Source organism: Pseudonocardia ailaonensis (genome assembly GCF_039531635.1).
GTDB lineage: Bacteria > Actinomycetota > Actinomycetes > Mycobacteriales > Pseudonocardiaceae > Pseudonocardia > Pseudonocardia ailaonensis.
The window spans coordinates 122,174-138,087 of the sequence record NZ_BAAAQK010000009.1 but is presented as its reverse complement, the minus strand read 5'-3'; the positions used below and the strand labels follow the sequence as shown (position 1 = coordinate 138,087).

Sequence of the window (15,914 nt, the reverse complement as noted above, 5' to 3'; positions counted from 1 at the left end):
GGCGATGGCCCTCCTGACCAGCGTCGACCCGTACCGCCCCGACGAGGTCGTGGTCGAGCGGCCCGACGCCACCCCTCGCGAGATCGAGCGGGCCGCCGCGTCCGCTGCCCGCGCCGGCCGGGCGTGGCGCCACACCACCGGACCGGAACGGGCGCGAGCCCTGCACGCCGCGGCCGCGGCGCTCGACGCCCGCCGGGACGAGTTCACCGCCCTGCTCGTCCGGGAGGTCGGCAAGCCGGTCGGCGAGGCCGCGGGGGAGGTGCGCCGCAGCGTCGACCTGCTCCACTACCACGCCACCACCGCGGTGCTCGCCGACGGCGAGCACCTCCCCGGCGGCGAGCCGGGCGCCCTCACCTACACGGTCCGGCGGCCCCTCGGCGCCGTCGCGCTGGTGACGCCGTGGAACTTCCCGCTGGCGATCCCGCTCTGGAAGGCCGCGCCCGCCCTCGCGGTCGGGAACGCGGTGCTGCTCAAGCCGTCGACCGCCGCGCTCGCGACCGCCACCGCACTCGTCGAGCTGCTGGGTGAGCACGTGCCCGACGGCACCGTCGCGCTCGTCGCGGGGGAGGGGGACGTGGTGCGGGCGCTGCTCCCGCACGTCGACGCGGTGAGCTTCACCGGCAGCACCGCCGTCGGCCGGATCGTCGTCCGGGCCGCCGCGGAGCTCGGGATCCCCTGCCAGGCCGAGATGGGTGGCAGCAACCCATCGGTCGTCCTCGCCGACGCCGACCTCGACGCGGCCGCGCGGTCGATCGCGGGCGCGGCGATGGCCTTCGCCGGGCAGAAGTGCACCGCGACCAGCCGGATCATCGTGGAACGGGCCGTCCTGGGCGGCCTCCGGGAGCGGCTCGTGGCCGCCGTGGAACAGCTCGGCGTCGGTGACCCCGCGTCGCCCGGTACCGCGGTCGGCCCCGTGATCAGCGACGCCGCCCGCTCCGGCGCGCTGGCCGCGCTCGCCCGCAGCGGCGGGCGGGTCCACACCGGCGGGGCAGCGCTGGACGACGGGTTCCTGCTGGCACCGACCCTCGTCGAGGTGGACGCCGGCGACGCGCTGCTGGCCGACGAGGTGTTCGCGCCGGTGGCCGCCGTCGTCTCCGCCCCGGACGCCGACGCGGCCTTCGACCTGGCCTCGGCGACCCCGTACGGCCTGGCCGCCAGCGTGTACACCCGCGACCTCGACGCCGCGCTCCGCTTCACCGAGCAGGTCGACACCGGCATGGTGCGGGTCAACTCGCCCACCACCGGCGCGGACTACTGGGCACCCTTCGGGGGCACGAAGGCCTCCTCGTACGGGCCGCACGAGCAGGGCGCCGCCGCGCGCGAGTTCTACACCCGCCCCCTCACGGTGACGCTCGGGGGCGGGTTCCGTCAGCGGTAGCCGTGGTAGCGGGAGATCCCCAGGGCCGCGGCACGGACCGCGGCGGAGAAGTTCGGCACGTCGAACTTCGCCCGCACCGAGGTGATCGAGATCGCCGCGATGCTCTCGCCGTGGGCGTCGAGCACCGGCGCGGCGACACAGCGCACACCCACCGTGCCCTCCTCGCGGTCGAAGGCCACCCCCATGCGGGCGATCTCCGCCAGCTGCCGGCGCAGCGCGTCCGGTGAGGTGATGGTCTGACCGGTCGCGGCGGGCAGCCCGGTGGCGATGACCCGCTCGACCGTCTCCTCGGGCGCGAACGCGAGCATCGCCTTCCCGAGCGAGCACTGGTGGGCGGCGATGCGCACCCCCACCTGCGAGGCCGGGCTGACCGTCTGGTGGCCGGCGAGCTTCGCCGCGCACACGACGTCGGTCCCCTCGAGGACGCCGAGGTGGATCGTCTGGTGCGTGCTGCTGTAGAGCTCGGCCATGTAGGGCGTCGCCTCACGGCGCAGCCGCGTCTGGGCCGGGACCAGGCCCCCCAGCTCGAACAGCCGCATGCCCAGCTGCAGACCAGAGTTGGTGCGCACCAGGGCACCCAGGTCCACGAGCGTCCGGGAGATCCGGTGGACCGTCGAGCGGGGAAGCTGGGTGCTGGCGCTGAGGTCGCTGATCGTCGCCCCGGCCCGGTTCGACGCCACGGCGTCGAGGATGCGGAAGGCCTTGCTGACCAGAGACGTGTCGTCGTGCAGAGCGTCCACGGCCGTGGCCGGGGCGCCGACGTCCGGCATCGGTCCGTCCTCGTCCGGACGTGCCGTGAGGGTCCCGTTGCCGCCGTAGGAGTCCATGTTGTCTTCCCGCTCCTCTTCCCGTCGTTGGGGTTCGAGACCTGCCGAGATGTTTCTACCTCGCGAGGCGGGCCAGGGTCGACGCCTCGAGGCCACCCGCGTCCAGGATCTCGCGGACCACCTCGGCCACGGGCGGCAGCTGCCGGGTCCCACCGGTGCCCGTGTTGCGGGCCAGACCGGTGCCCAGGTCGATCTCGAGCTCGTCGCCCGCGCCGACCAGTTCGGCGAGCGGGGCGCCGTAGGCCCAGGCCGGGAAGCCCTCGTTGATCGCGGTGCGCTGGAAGATCGCGTTGAAGCTGACCGCGAACACCGCGCCGATCCCGCGCCGCTGCAAGGCCTTGACCGCCTGCAGGTGGTAGTGCGCGTGGCCGCGGCCGAAGGAGGTGCCCGCGAGGAGCAGGTCCCCGGCCCCGATCCGGTCGGCGAAGTCCAGCCCGGACTCCTCGAAGAGGTGCTCCTCGGCGGCGGCCCAGTCCGCGGTGCGCCGGAAGTCGAAGCGGTTCGGCACGATCCGGTGGCAGCCGAAGCCGTCGCCGAGCTGCCAGACCCGGCCCCTAAGCGACGGCATGGGCACGGTCCTCCAGGTAGGGCTCGGGATCGGTGACCCGTCCGGCGAGCGCCGAGGCCGCGACGACGGCCGGGTCGGTGATGTAGATGTCCGCCTCGGGGCTGCCCATCCGGCCGCGGTTGTTCTCCACGGACGTCGTGACGCAGCGGTCGCCCGGCTCGAGCAGCAGCGGGGACTGGTTGCCCGCGAAGCAGGCACCGCAGCCGGGGGTGGTCACGGTGACGCCCGCGGTCAGCATGGTCTCGAGGTACCCGCGCCGGGCCGCCTCGGCCGCGACGAGCGACGAGATCGGCGTGACCACGAACCGCACCCCGGGGTGGACCGTGCGACCGCGGACGATGCGCGCCACCAGCTCGAGGTCGGCGATGCGGGCCGAGGAGCAGGACCCCACGTACGCCGCGGTGACCTCCAGCCCGTCGAGCTCCTCGACCGGGCGCGGCGGCGCGCCGTCGTCGGGGCCGCGGACCTGCCGCCGGACCTCCCCGAGGTCGACGACGACCTCCGCGGCGTACCCGGCGTCCGGCCGGGGGTGCACCGGCTCGTAGGCATACTTCGCGCGGTCCCGCACGTGATCCAGCAGCACGCGGTCCGGGGGGAACAGCATCGACAGCGCGCCGATGTTGTTGGCGACGTTGGCGATCCCGAGCCGCGTGTCGATCGACAGGTGCTCCACCGCGGGCCCGCCGAACTCGACGATCGTGCCCTCGGCGACCCCCGCGAGGACCTGCTGGAGGTGCTCGGTGACGTCCTTGGCCACGAAGCCCGGCGCCAGCTCCCCCTCCAGGCGCACCGACACGCACTCCGGCACGATCAGCCAGACGTCGCCGGTGGCGAGCGTGTTGTGCGTGCTCTCGTTCGTCGCGAGCGCCAGCGCGTTCATCGCGCCCATCGTCGCGGCCTGGGTGTCGCCGCCGGCGAACACCGCGCCCGGCAGCGCCCAGCCGTGCTCCGCCGGGATCTGGTGCGAGATCCCGTGGCGCCCGATGCCGAAGAAGTTCTCCGGAGGGATGCCCTGCGCGTCGAGGAAGGCACGCTTGCCCTGGTGCAGCGCGGGCATCCGCACCCGGTCCAGGTGGTCGAACGTCATGATCACGCGGGTGGGGTCCCAGACCCGGTGTACCCCGTCGGCCAGGAAGCCCAGGGGAGTGCCGTCGGTCAGGCACACCACGTCGACCGGGACGCGGACGGCCTCTCCGGGAGTGACCTCCCTGCCGCACCGCCGGGCCAGGATCTGCCCCGCCATCGTGCCCTTCACGGCAGGTACCGCCGCCACGCGCGGGCGCCGATCGTGTCGTCGATCTGCGCACGGACGGTGTCCCAGGAGCCCAGGGAGCGGTCGGTGCGCTCCGCCTTCAGCTCCACGAGCAGCCCGCGCACAGCCTCGTAGGCCACGCGGAAGGCGCTGCTGGAGTGCACCACGATCCGCGCCCCGTCCCGCTCCGAGGTGTCGAGCTGGTCCGGCGCCGCGGCGTCGGGGATGAAGGTGTTCAGCAGCGGCCGGTCGACCGCCGCGGCGACCCGCGCGACGTCCGACGGGTGCAGGGCCGCGGCGAACACGAGGTCGGCACCGGCCTCGGCGTAGGCGCCCAGCCGGTCGATCGCCTCGTCGAGGCCCCGGCCCGCCGCCAGCGCGTCGGTCCGGCCGATCACCAGCAGGTCCTCGTCGGACCGGGCGTCCACGGCCGCCTGCACGTTCGCGACGGCGGCCTCGAGCGGACGCAGCCGCTCGTCCGTGCCGAGGTGCTTGCCGCCGCCGAGGTCCAGGTCCTCGAGGTGGAAGGCGGCGATCCCGGCCCGCTCGAGCAGGCGGACGTGGTGGCGGATCCGGATCGGCGTGCCGCCGCCGTCGTCGAGGTCGGCGATCACGGGCAGGTCGACGGCACCGGCGATGGCGCCGGCGTGCGCGATGAGCTCGGTGACGGGGACGAGCCCGGTGTCGGGCAGCCCGTGGGCGACCGACGCGATTCCGTACCCGCCCACGTACACCGCCTCGAAGCCGAGCTGCTCGACGAGCTTCGCGGTGAGCACGTCCGCGGCACCGGGCGCGATGATCAGCCCCGGCTCACCGACGCGGGCCCGGAACTTCTCCCGAATGGCGGTCATTCTCGACCTTTCTGCACATGGGGACTACGGACGGGTGAGGAAGTCCAGTACCACCCGCTCGAAGTCCGCCTTCCGTTCGATCATCGCCCAGTGCCCGCAGCGCGGGAAGACGTGCAGCTCGGCGTTCGGCATGAGGCGGGCGGGCAGGATCGCGTGGTCCAGCGGCAGCACGCGGTCGTCGCGGCCCCACGTGATCAGCGTCGGCGCGGTGATGCGCGCGCTCTGCGCCCACAACGGCACCGGCGGGTTCGCCGGGGGCGTGCGGCGGTAGAGGAAGTCGTAGGTGCGCCGGCTCCACTCGATCGCCCCGGGCCGCTGCGACTGCTCCCACCGCCGCTCGAGGAGCTCGTCGGTGAGCAGCGCCTGGTCGAAGACCATCGTCTCCAGCCACGCCCGCAGCGTCTCGCGGCTGGGGGCGTCGTTGAAGTCCATCAGCCGCTTGATGCCCTCGCTGGGGCTGGGGCCGAACACGCTGAGCCCCACCCCGCCGGGGCCCATGAGCACCAGCCGGTCCACGCGTTCGGGGGCGAGCAGCGCGAGCTGCGCGGTGACCCCCGCGCCCATCGAGTTGCCCAGGAAGTGGGCCTTGCCGATCCCGAGCTCGTCGAGCAGGCCGAGGACCGCGGGCGCGGCGAGTGCGGGGTACGGGCGGTCCAGCTCGTCCGGGATGTAGCTGCCCCCGTAGCCGGGCATGTCGACGACGAGGCAGCGGAAGTGGGGGCCCAGGACGTCGAGGTTGTCGGCGAAGTTGGTCCATCCGGTGACGCCGGGGCCCGAGCCGTGCAGCAGGACCAGGGCCGGCCCGGCCCCGTGGTCGTGGTAGTGCAGGCCGGCCGCCGACATCCGGCTGGTCTGCTCGAACGTCGCGGTCATGTCGATCGTGGTCATCAGATCAGGGCCTCCGAGAGGGGACGGTCCATGGCGTGGTCGGCGAAGCTGGCCAGTGTGGGGCCGGGGACGTTGATGGCGTGGACGAGCCCGGCGTGCGCGTCGCGCCAGAGCCGCTGCAGGGGGTTGTCGTCGGTGCGCAGGGCACCGCCCCCGGAGCGGGCGAACAGCTCGTCGAGCGCGGCGACGGCGCGCCAGCTGCTGCGCACCTGGTCGCGGCGCGAGCGGACCCGCAGCTCCATCGGGACCGGCCTGCCCTCCGCGATCAGCGCGCCGACCTCGGCGAGATTGCCGAACAGCTGCGCCCGGCCCGCCGCGATGTCGGCCGCCGCGTGCCCGATGGCGGCGTTGGAGTGGGGGTCCTCGGCGTAGGGCTTCCCGCCGCGCGGCTGCGACCGCGCGCGCTGGCGCGTGAGCACGCAGTCCAGCGCGCCCTCGGCGATCCCGAGGATCGAGGCGGTGATGGCGTTCGGGAACACCGAGGAGAACGGGTAGCGGTACGTCGCGGGCAGGTGCTCCCGACCGCTCGGGTCGACGACGTCGGCGCTGTCCATCACCCGGTACCCCGGGACGAACGCGTCCTCGACGATGATGTCGTTGCTGCCGGTGCCGCTGAGCCCCACGACGTGCCAGCTGTCCTCGACGACCTGGTAGTCCTTGCGCGGCAGCAGCATGTGCAGGATCACCGGCGGGGTGACGCGGGTGCCGTCGGCCTCGGCGAGGAAGGCGCCGAGGAAGATCCAGTCGCAGTGGTCGCTGCCGGAGGAGAACTGCCACCGCCCGTCGAGGACGTAGCCGCCGTCCACCCGGCGGGCCACGCCGCCGGGCATGTAGGTCGAGCTGATCCAGGTATCCGGGTCGTCGCCCCAGACCTCCTCCTGCGCCTGCTCCGGCAGCAGGCCGAGCTCCCAGGGGTGCACCCCGACGATGCCGCTGACCCAGCCCGACGCGCCGCAGCAGGACGCGATGTCCATGACCGCCCGGAAGAAGACCTGCGGATCGACCTCGTAGCCGCCGTACCGCCTGGGCTGCAGCAGCCGGATGACCCCGGTGTCCTTGAGCGCCTTCGCGGTGGCGTCCGGCAGCCGGCACAGCCGCTCGGCCTCGTCGGCCTGCTCCGCCAGCATCTCCTTGGCTGCGGCGATCCTGTCCAGCACGTCGTGCTGCGTGTTCATGGACTCTCCTTCGGACGGGGTGGGACCAGGGTGACCAGGGCACGGCGGTGGACCGGGCCCCGCGTCCCGATCAGCGGTACGGGGTCTGGTCCTTCTCGGCCGGTCAGCGGACGTCGGCGGGGGAGCCGCCGAAGTACCCGGCGGTGAGGCGCTCCTCGTCCACGCCGGACGCGGGCCCGGAGTAGGTGAGGCTGCCGTGGTCGAGCATGAAGACCGTGTCGGCCAGGCCGAGGACCCGCCCGACGTACTGCTCGACGATCAGCAGCGCGACGTCCCCGCTCGCCAGCTCGCGGACGGCGGTGTAGATCTCGTCCACCACCCGGGGCGCGAGCCCCATCGAGACCTCGTCGAGCAGCACGACCCGCCACTCGGCCATGAAGGCGCGGGCCATCGCGAGCATCTGCTGCTCGCCGCCGGAGAGGCTGCCCGCCGCCTGTCGGCCACGTCGGCCCAGCACGGGGAAGGTGGCGACCGCCTTCTCGACCGCGTCGCCGACCGGGACCCAGGGCGGCGCCTGGATCCGCAGGTTCTCGTGCACGGTCAGGTTGCGGAAGATGCCGCGCCCCTCGGGAACCATGCACAGGCCGCGCCGGGCCCGTTCGTGGGGCGTGGCCCGGGTGACGTCGGTGCCGCCCAGGGTGACGGCGCCCGCACCCGGCCGGAGCAGGCCGGCGGCGGTGCGCATCACCGTCGTCTTGCCGGCACCGTTCGGGCCGAGCAGCGCGGCGATCGAGCCCGCCGGCAGGTCGAGGTCGAGGTCCCAGAGCACCGTGGCCTTGTCGTACCCGGCCCGCACGTCCTGCAGCGAGAGCGCGTTCGCGGTCGTCATGACACTCCCAACGCAGGTTCTTCGGAGGGCCCGGAGGCGGCCGACGCGTATCCCTCCACCGCCCCGTCGCCGAGATATGCGGCGCGCACGGCGGGCGAGGACAGGATCTCCCCGGGCGGGCCCTCGGCGATCAGCTTGCCGAAGTCGAGCACGTACAGGTACGAGCACAGGCGACTGACCAGTGCGATGTCGTGCTCGACGAGCAGCACCGCCACCTCGCGCTCGCGGACCACCCGCTCGATGACGTCCCCGAACCGCACGGTCTCGACGCGGTCCAGCCCCGCCGACGGCTCGTCGAGCAGCAACACGTGGAACGGCCCGGCCAGGCACCGGGCCAGCTCGACCAGCCGTCGTTGCCCGGTGGACAGCGACCCGACGACGCGGTCGGCGATCCCCCCGAGGTCGCACAGCTCGATCGCGGCCTCGGCCTCGGCGGCGATCCGGGCGCGGTCGCTGCGGGTGCCCACCACGTGGCGCAGCGGGTTGCCGCCGGCGAGTGCCCCTTCCACGCCGAGCGCGACGTTCTCCCGGACGGTGGCCGAGTCGAACAGCGCCATCTGCTGGAACGTGCGGCCGAGCCCGCGGCGCGCCCGCGGGCCCAGCCCGGCGCGACCGAGGTCGCGGCCGTCGAGCAGGACCCGTCCGGACGCCGGGCGGACCAGCCCGCAGCAGGCGTTGAACGTCGTCGTCTTGCCCGCGCCGTTGGGGCCGATGAGCCCGGTGACCCGGTGGGCGGGAACGGCCAGCGAGACACCGTCGACGGCGGTCAGCCCGCCGAAGCGCACCCGGACGTCCATGATCTCGACGGGTGTCCCGGCCGCCGGACGCCCGGTCCGGACCGCGGGCGCGGGCACCGGTGCGGCCGCCGGCTCGGCGTCCTCCGGGCGGGCGCGCTCGAAGCGCCGGACCCACTTCGGCGCCCCTCCGTGCCCACGCGTGGAGGCGAGGGCGAAGGTCGCGGCGCCCAGGCCGAACAGCAGGTTGAGGTAGTTCGCGGAGGCGGCGGCGTCCAGGTAGGACGGCACCAGACCGACGCCGACGGCGCCGAGCACCGCGTACCAGGGCGCGCGCCCCGGGTTGATCACGACGAGGGCGAAGATCGTGAGCGAGGGCAGCGGCCCGTAGGAGTCCGCGGTCACCGCCTGCTGTCCCGCCGCGCCGAGCACCCCGGCGAAGGCGGCGAGGAAGGCCGACAGGCAGAACACGAGCACCCGGGCCACGTTCACCGACACCCCGGTCGCCTCCAGCCCGCGGACGCTGTCGTTCAGCGCGCCGAGCAGCCGGCCGAGCCTGCTGTGGGTCACGGCGGTGACGAGCACGGCGACCACGACCACCAGGGCGAGTACGAGGTAGAAGTAGCCCGCGTCCGTCGCGAGCCAGCCGTCGCCCGGGCGGTCCACGGCGATCGTGGCGCCCTCGTTGCCGAACATCCAGGGCAGCGGGAAGACCAGGTACGTCACGACGACGGCGAACCCGAAGGTCGCCAGCGCCAGGTACAGGCCCGACAGCCGGATGGCGGGGATCGCCAGCAGCGCGCCGACCGGCACCGCCACCAGGGACGCCAGCAGCAGGGTCACCCCCCACGGCAGGTCGAACAGCGCGGTGAGCTGCACGAAGGCGCACGCCCCGATCGCCATGAACGTCACGTGGCCCAGCGACACCTGACCGGAGAGCCGGGTGAGCAGGCCCAGCGCCAGGAAGAGGATGACGTAGGCCAGGCTCAGCGTGAAGCCGCCCAGGTGGTAGCCCGCGTAGAGCGGTGCCGCCGCGACCACCACGACCAGGGCGAGCGCCGCGCCGGACTGGAAGCGCCCGGGCATCCGCCAGGCCGGCGCACGGGGCGGGGCCAGCAGCGTGCGGTGCCCGAGCACCCGCTTGGGCGAGAGCAGCAGGACGAGGAACAGGACGACGAACGGCAGGGCGCTGGGCAGGCCGCTGAGCGGCCCGTCCGGGAAGACCATCGTCGCCAGCGACGACGCCACGCCGATGGCCAGGCCGCCGAGGTAGGTGCGCGGCAGGCTGCTGAACGACCCGACCGCCGCCGCGCCGAAGGCCTGGACGACGAGCAGGGTGAGCGTCTCGGCGTCGAGCGGGACCAGCGGGGCGATCGCGACCCCGGAGGCCGCCGCGAAGGTGACCCCGATGCTCCAGCCCCAGCGCCGGGCCCCGACCGGGCTGCGGCCGGACAGGTCGAGCAGCCCGGGATCGTCGACCACCGCCCGCATGGCCAGGCCGGTGCGGGTCAGGGTGAACAGCAGGTACAGCGCGACGCTCGCGACCAGCACGAAGGCGACCATGATCAGTTGGGCGGTCGTGACGACCGTCGAGCCGATCACGATGCGCGTCTCGGGCAGGAACTGCGGGACGGTGCGCAGCTCGGCCCGCCCGTAGATGAGCGTGACCGATGCCTCCACGATCAGCACGACCCCGACGGTGGTCACGACCTGGACCGCGAGCGGCGCGCTCGGCAGCGTCCGGGTGAGCAGCTCGAGCAGGTAGCCCATCAGCGGTCCGGCCACGAGGACCGCGACCACCGCGGCGACGGGCCACGGGAGCTCGCAGGTGACGTACAGGGTGTAGAACACGAACGCCGAGACCGTCGCGAGCGCGCCGTGGGCGAAGTTGAAGACCCCGGAGGTCCGGTGGGTCAGGACCAGGCCGATGCCGGCCAGGCTGTAGACCGACCCCAGGACGATCCCGATGACGATGTAGGTCAGCATCGTCGGCTACTTCTGCTGGGCCAGGCGCGTGGTCAGCTCCTGCGGTGCGCACACCGTCAGCTGGTCGGCGGGCGCCCACTGGCCGTCCTTGATCTCGGTCAGGAACGAGCAGTTGGTCACCGTCGGCTTGTCCTTGACGATGGTCAGCGGCGGGATGAGCCCGCCCAGGTCGAAGCCCTGGGGCAGGGCGTAGAGGCCCGCGAGCACGGACTCGGGGGTGACCTGTTCGGAGCCCGACGCCTCGACGGCGGCCTTGAACAGCATCCCGTCGATGTACGCGGCGGAGTAGAAGGGCTGCACCTTGCCCTGGAGAGCCGGCGCGAGTGTCGCCACGGCCTGGGTGAAGGCGCGCCCGGGCTCCGTGCGCGCCGCGATCGCGTCGACGTAGAGCGGGTAGCGGTTGTCGACGTTCTTCAGACCCTGCGCCGCGGGGCTCGCCAGCACGTCGGCGGTGACGTTGCCGCCGCCGGAGACGAACCCCATCGGCGTGCCGAGCGTGCGGCACTGTTCGATCACCGGTCGCACCGGCACCTTGATGATCATCGAGTTCGCGCCCGCGGCCATGCTCGCCTGGCACTGCGGCGCGTAGCTCGGCGCGGTCGACGACACCTTCTGGTTGATCACCAGATCGACACCGACGGTCGCCGCGACCTGGTCCTGCAACGCACTCAGCGCCGCGCAGTTCGGGCTCTCGGCGCACACGTACGACGCGACCTTGGGCCCGAAGGTCTTCGCGACCTCGAGCTCGGCATAGGTCTGCGCGGAGGTGCTGGCGCCGGTCGGGAAGAACATCGGGGAGGTGTAGAAGGGCGGGGTCAGTGAGAATCCGCCGACCACCGGGATCTTCTTCTGTTCGACGTACTGCGACCAGGTCGGGCTGGGGACGCTGTTGTCCGAGACGATCGCGCTGACGTGGTCCTGCTCGACGAGCTCCTTGACCTTCGCCAGCGCCGTGGTGGCGTTGCCGGCGTCGTCCTCGATGATGAGCTTGACCTTCTTGCCCTTGATGCCGCCGGCGGCGTTCACCGAGTCGGCCCACATCTGGATGCCGTCGCGGGCCGGGCCGATCGTCGACGCCGTTCGGCCGGTGTAGCTGCCGATCGAACCGATCACGATCTCGTCCGAGCTCCCGGACGCGTTCGATCCGCATGCCGTGGCCGTCAGGGCAACGGCTGCGGCCACTGCGATGCCGGCGAACCGGCTGGTCCTCGTCGACCTCGCGGTCCTCATGTCTGGCACGCTCACCTGGACTCCAGTTCTCCGACGGTCCGATCCGGTCGACCGTGGGCTGCCGGGGGGTTGGCGTCGAAGACCGTAAGCGCGGTGGCGTGGCTCACCCGCCGGAGAATCCCGGTCACCGGTACGTCGTCCCGCGCCGGCGCGGGACAACGCCGGCGCACCGTACGCACTTGTACGCATTGGAGAGGGCCCGGCGGGCCGACAGAATGGACCGATCGAGATCGACGCCGCCCCGGATGCGAGGAAAGCGATGACCGATTCCGCACAGCCCACCGACTCCGGTCCCGCCGGTGGCGACACCGGGCCACGCCAGGGGGCCCCGATCATCGACGTCCTGATGCGAGGCCTGGTGGCGGCGCGCGACACCGTCGGACCCGACGTGGGGGTGGAGCCGGACAGCCTCTTCTGCGCCGGCCTCTACTACGACGGCCAGCACTACTGCCCCGTCCTGTACATCAACTAGAAGCCAACGGGCGCTGCGGAGGAATCTCATGACGGACTCGACCCAGCAGACCGGCAGCGGCACACCGGGACTCGGCTCGAGAGCAGAGGTGTTCGACGTCCTCATCCGGGGTCTCGAGATGGCGAGGCGGACCTCGCACGCGGCGGCGGACGACGAGGGACCCGTGACCGAGGGGCCGGTGGAACTGTTCTGCACCTACGCCTATGCCGAGGTGGGCACCCTTTTCTGCCCCCTCTTCTACTACCATGCGTGACGGAACGGCCGGGGCGATCGCCGTCGAATCCGTGCTCGCCGACGGCATTCCGTTCGGGAGCCACGCATTCATCGCCGGCGAGGTCGCATCGGTCTACACCGGACTCCTGGGTCTCGTCGCCGAGGAGTCGGCCGGCGCGAAGCACCTGCTGACCCGGCTCGACGAGATGCCGGGACTGCGGACCGGTCTCTTCCGGGACCCGCTCGTCAGACGAACCGTCGAGGACGGGGTCTGCCTGGTCGCCGAAGGCATGGACACCATCGACCCGGTGATGCTCGACGACCTGCTCACCGCCGCGGCCCTGGCCCTCGACGGGGCCGGGGAACGGACGCTGCTCGACGCGGACGGGCGCGGTGCCCTCCTCGGCCCGACCGCCGAGTTCGGCCACGTCTGGGCCGGCGACGAACGGGGCACGCTGCCCGGGCGGCGGTTCGTGGACGAGATCCACAAACGCGTCCCGCAGTTCCGTGTCCTGGCGGCCTCCCGACCGCAGGTCGAGGTCCTCACGAGGGGCGCCCGGCTCGCCTGCGAGATCGCGCCGGACCTGGCCACCAGCGCGCTGCGCCACGTCTTCATGGTGGTGCTCGGGGAGTTCGACGCCGAGGGACACACGTTCAACTCGTTCACCCTGCCCGGGCTGCCCGGCGTGCTGATCCTCTCGCCGGACGTCCTGGCCGACGACGCCGTGGCCGCCGAGGCCCTGGTCCACGAGGCGTTCCACCTCAAGTTCCTGGACATCGACTACATCCGCCCGCTGTTCGCCCCGGGGTTCCGGCAGGAGACCTCACCGCGGACCACCCCGGCGTGGCACGAGGACGAGCCCGGCGCCGGTGGCTGGCCGGTCGACAGGGTCCTCACCTCGATGCACGTCTATCTCGCGCTGTCGGTGTTCCTCGATGCCGCCGCGAGTGCCGGCGGGGTCGACCGGTGGGCGGACGCGGCGACCCGTGCGGACCGGTGCCGGTCGAGGAGCGCGTGGCTCCTCGACGCGGTTCAGCCGCATCTCGGCTGTCTGACGGGGTCGGGCAGGCAGTTCGTGGAGTCGATCGGTTCGATGCAGGTCGAGAGTGCGGGCCTCACGTCGCGGACCACGACGTAGCGGGCCGTCACCCCGCCCGTCGCTCGTGCACTGCACCTGCCCGGTCGGTTGTCGGGACGGGCGGTCCGGAGTGCTCGACCGTGGTGACGAAGGGCGAGGTCATCGCCCGCACGAGCGCCCCGTACCCGACCCCGAAGTCGATCTCGTCGCCGACGGCCAGCGCGTGGTCGCCGTGGTCGACGACGAGGTGGTCGCTGCTCATCCCGAGGACCTCGATGCCGGCGGGCGGCTGCAGGCCGGCGAGCTCCACGTCCTGCTGGCCCATCGCCAGGATGGCCTGGCGGACGGTGCCGCTGCCGGTGCGGGCCGGCGGCTCGCCGTAGGCGGCCTGGGCGCGGTCCCCCCAGGGCCGGGCCGGTTTCACCGCGACCTCGATGACCTCGGCGGTCAGGGTGAACGCGTCGGTGTGCAGGCCGGAGATCGGTGTCCGGTGGAGCGGATCGAGGCCGAGCAGGATCGCCTCGCCGAGCCGGAGCTCGTCGATCCTGCCGACCGCGCCGGTCGTCAGGGCCCAGCCGAGGTTGGCCGAGTTGCCCCCGGACACGACGTCGAGGGACATCCCGTGGCGGGCCTCGACGGCGTCGACCAGTCCGGTGAGGACGCCCATGTTGCGGTCGTCGGGCACGACCCCGTGCTGGCAGGCGAGGTTGCCGCCCAACCCGACGAGCCGCAGCGACGGATGACGCAGCACCGCCCGGGCGGCCTCGGGGACGTCGGCGGGCGCGATCCCCTCGCGGAGGTCGCCCAGCTCGACCATGAGCACGATCCCGTGCCTGCGGTTCCGGCCGGCCGCCGCGCGGTCCAGCGCGTCGAGGACGACGGACTCGGTGTTCAGGCTGACGTCGGCCACCCCGACGACGCACGCCGCCTGGCTGAGCATCGGTGACCGGATCAGCGTGCGCCGCGACGACGTGTCCGACGCGGCCAGCCGCGCGAGGTTCGGGACGCGGGAGTCGCCGAGGCCGCTCGCCCCCCCGCGGAGCATCGCCGCGCCGATCCCCGGGGAGCCGAGCGCGGCCTTGGTGATGCCCGTGACCCGGATGCCCACGGCCGAGAGCCGGTCGACCAGGGTCCGCGTGTTCTGTTCGATCTTGTGGAGATCGGCCCGTATCCGGGGCGTCGTCACCCCGTGGTGGTCGGGTCGCTGACCGGTGCGGTGTTCGCGAGTGCGGGGAAGGCCGCGAGGACCATGTCGACCAGGTCCGACGCGGGGCGCGTCAGGGGGTCGGTGACGGGGAGACCGAGGCTGCGGCCGTGCTCCGTGATCGCCGCGGCCAGCTCGTCCTCGGTCATCTCCTCGTGGTTGATCGTGACCCCGATGACCCGGGTGTCGGCGAAGGCCTCGATGAGGGCGATCTCGCCGGCCACCGTCGGCATCGCCACCATCGGGAAGTCTCCGAGCACGGTGCGCTTCGGCGCGTGCTGGACGATCACGGCGGCCGGGCGGCTGCCGCGCAGGATGTGCGCGGACGTCAGGTACGCGGGGTGGCTGAGCGCGCCCTGCCCCTCGACCACGATCACGTCCGGGTCCTCGCCCTCGAACGCGGCGACGACCTGGTTCTCGACCTCGCCCGAGCAGAACTGGGGGACCAGCGCGTCCAGCGCGACGCCGTACTTCCCGCCCTGGATCAGGGTCGTCTGGCCGGTGCCGACCATCACCGCCCTGATCCCGTGGGCGTTCAGCGCCTGGACCAGCAGGGTGGCGGTGGTGCGCTTCCCGATCGCCCCGTCCGTCCCCAGGACCGCGATCCGCGGGCAGGTCACGTCGGCGATCCGCCCGGAGAACAGGTGAAGGTCGCGTTTGGCCTTCGGCCGGCGGACGTCGGTGATGGTCACGCCGGCGATCATGGCCGCGGCGGCGAACTCGGCGTCGTCGTTGAGGAACTCGTGCAGGCCGTTGACGATGTGCATCCCGCGGGCGATGCCGTCGAGGAGCACGACGCGCTGGTCGTCCGAGAGCAGCCCGTCGGCGGGGGCGAGCCCGCAGATGAGGTAGTCGGGCACGTGACCGGCGTGCGCGATGGACTCCGCGAGCGACGCGAGCACGGGGATGCCGTTCGCGGTGCCGTCGAGGAGGCTCCCCGAGTCGGCCCCGGCCCGGGTGCTGTCGATGACGCTGAGGATCTCGTACTTCTCCGAGTGCCTGACCAGGCCGTTCGCGGTCTTGCCGTCCTGCTCGCCGAAGAGGGCCTCGCAGTAGACGATCGCCGTGGAGCCGACGGGGAGCGCGAACGACGCCGACGGCGCGGTCGACTCGCTCCGTTCGGGCGCACTGGAGAACGGGGTACCACCGATGAGCGACGACATGGAGATCCTCTGAGAAGTCTCAGAGAAGGCGACGGGTTCGTAGCGGGGCCGAGGAGCCCAACGGT

15 protein-coding genes are annotated in these 15,914 nt (G+C 72.9%); 4 read left to right on the top strand and 11 right to left on the bottom strand.

Translation table 11 applies throughout. From position 1 onward, the window contains the following. Positions 1-4: 4 nt before the first annotated feature. Positions 5-1,378: an aldehyde dehydrogenase family protein gene (locus ABD324_RS16545; RefSeq protein WP_344417546.1), complete on the top strand. Its 1,374-nt coding sequence runs from the start codon at positions 5-7 to the stop codon at positions 1,376-1,378. Here ABD324_RS16545 and ABD324_RS16540 read toward each other — a convergent pair. From ABD324_RS16540 to ABD324_RS16500, 9 genes are all read right to left on the bottom strand, one after another. Beyond that, positions 1,369-2,205, bottom strand: coding sequence for an IclR family transcriptional regulator (locus tag ABD324_RS16540; protein WP_344417544.1), 837 nt, complete (start codon positions 2,203-2,205; stop codon positions 1,369-1,371). The two genes, ABD324_RS16545 and ABD324_RS16540, sit on opposite strands and share 10 nt — an antisense overlap. 55 nt (positions 2,206-2,260) lie before the next feature. Next, positions 2,261-2,773 carry a 3-isopropylmalate dehydratase small subunit gene (locus ABD324_RS16535; protein WP_344417542.1) on the bottom strand — a complete coding sequence of 171 codons (513 nt, stop codon included), beginning with the start codon at positions 2,771-2,773 and terminating at the stop codon, positions 2,261-2,263. Continuing rightward, positions 2,760-4,028: a 3-isopropylmalate dehydratase large subunit gene (locus ABD324_RS16530; protein ID WP_344417540.1), complete on the bottom strand. Its 1,269-nt coding sequence runs from the start codon at positions 4,026-4,028 to the stop codon at positions 2,760-2,762. The genes ABD324_RS16535 and ABD324_RS16530 overlap by 14 nt, the downstream gene beginning before the upstream one ends. Continuing rightward, positions 4,025-4,876 carry an isocitrate lyase/PEP mutase family protein gene (locus tag ABD324_RS16525; protein WP_344417538.1) on the bottom strand — a complete coding sequence of 284 codons (852 nt, stop codon included), beginning with the start codon at positions 4,874-4,876 and terminating at the stop codon, positions 4,025-4,027. Before ABD324_RS16525 ends, ABD324_RS16530 begins: the two co-directional genes overlap by 4 nt. Before the next feature lie 24 nt (positions 4,877-4,900). After that, a complete protein-coding gene (locus ABD324_RS16520; RefSeq protein WP_344417536.1) occupies positions 4,901-5,764 on the bottom strand; it encodes an alpha/beta fold hydrolase in 864 nt (287 codons plus the stop codon). Next, on the bottom strand, positions 5,764-6,939 hold the full coding sequence (locus ABD324_RS16515) for an acyl-CoA dehydrogenase family protein (RefSeq protein WP_344417534.1): 1,176 nt from the start codon (positions 6,937-6,939) through the stop codon (positions 5,764-5,766). The genes ABD324_RS16520 and ABD324_RS16515 overlap by 1 nt, the downstream gene beginning before the upstream one ends. Before the next feature lie 103 nt (positions 6,940-7,042). Then, a complete protein-coding gene (locus ABD324_RS16510; protein ID WP_344417532.1) occupies positions 7,043-7,768 on the bottom strand; it encodes an ABC transporter ATP-binding protein in 726 nt (241 codons plus the stop codon). After that, entirely contained in the window at positions 7,765-10,488 is a 2,724-nt protein-coding gene (locus tag ABD324_RS16505) for an ABC transporter permease subunit (RefSeq protein ID WP_344417530.1), read from the bottom strand. Before ABD324_RS16505 ends, ABD324_RS16510 begins: the two co-directional genes overlap by 4 nt. 6 nt (positions 10,489-10,494) lie before the next feature. Then, entirely contained in the window at positions 10,495-11,601 is a 1,107-nt protein-coding gene (locus ABD324_RS16500; RefSeq protein WP_344417528.1) for an ABC transporter substrate-binding protein, read from the bottom strand. Positions 11,602-11,977: 376 nt separating this feature from the next. Here ABD324_RS16500 and ABD324_RS16495 point away from each other — a divergent pair, with 376 nt between their 5' ends. The 3 genes from ABD324_RS16495 to ABD324_RS16485 are packed head-to-tail and all read left to right on the top strand — an operon-like array spanning position 11,978 to position 13,542. Continuing rightward, positions 11,978-12,190 carry a hypothetical protein gene (locus ABD324_RS16495; RefSeq protein ID WP_344417526.1) on the top strand — a complete coding sequence of 71 codons (213 nt, stop codon included), beginning with the start codon at positions 11,978-11,980 and terminating at the stop codon, positions 12,188-12,190. Between the two features lie 28 nt (positions 12,191-12,218). After that, on the top strand, positions 12,219-12,443 hold the full coding sequence (locus tag ABD324_RS16490; RefSeq protein ID WP_344417524.1) for a hypothetical protein: 225 nt from the start codon (positions 12,219-12,221) through the stop codon (positions 12,441-12,443). Next, positions 12,436-13,542 carry an aKG-HExxH-type peptide beta-hydroxylase gene (locus tag ABD324_RS16485; RefSeq protein ID WP_344417522.1) on the top strand — a complete coding sequence of 369 codons (1,107 nt, stop codon included), beginning with the start codon at positions 12,436-12,438 and terminating at the stop codon, positions 13,540-13,542. Before ABD324_RS16490 ends, ABD324_RS16485 begins: the two co-directional genes overlap by 8 nt. A gap of 7 nt (positions 13,543-13,549) precedes the next feature. Here ABD324_RS16485 and ABD324_RS16480 read toward each other — a convergent pair whose 3' ends face one another. Together ABD324_RS16480 and ABD324_RS16475 are read right to left on the bottom strand one after the other, a co-directional pair. Then, a complete protein-coding gene (locus ABD324_RS16480; RefSeq protein ID WP_344417520.1) occupies positions 13,550-14,668 on the bottom strand; it encodes an alanine/ornithine racemase family PLP-dependent enzyme in 1,119 nt (372 codons plus the stop codon). After that, positions 14,665-15,849: an N-acetyltransferase DgcN family protein gene (locus tag ABD324_RS16475; RefSeq protein ID WP_344417518.1), complete on the bottom strand. Its 1,185-nt coding sequence runs from the start codon at positions 15,847-15,849 to the stop codon at positions 14,665-14,667. The genes ABD324_RS16480 and ABD324_RS16475 overlap by 4 nt, the downstream gene beginning before the upstream one ends. Between the last annotated feature and the right edge of the window lie 65 nt (positions 15,850-15,914).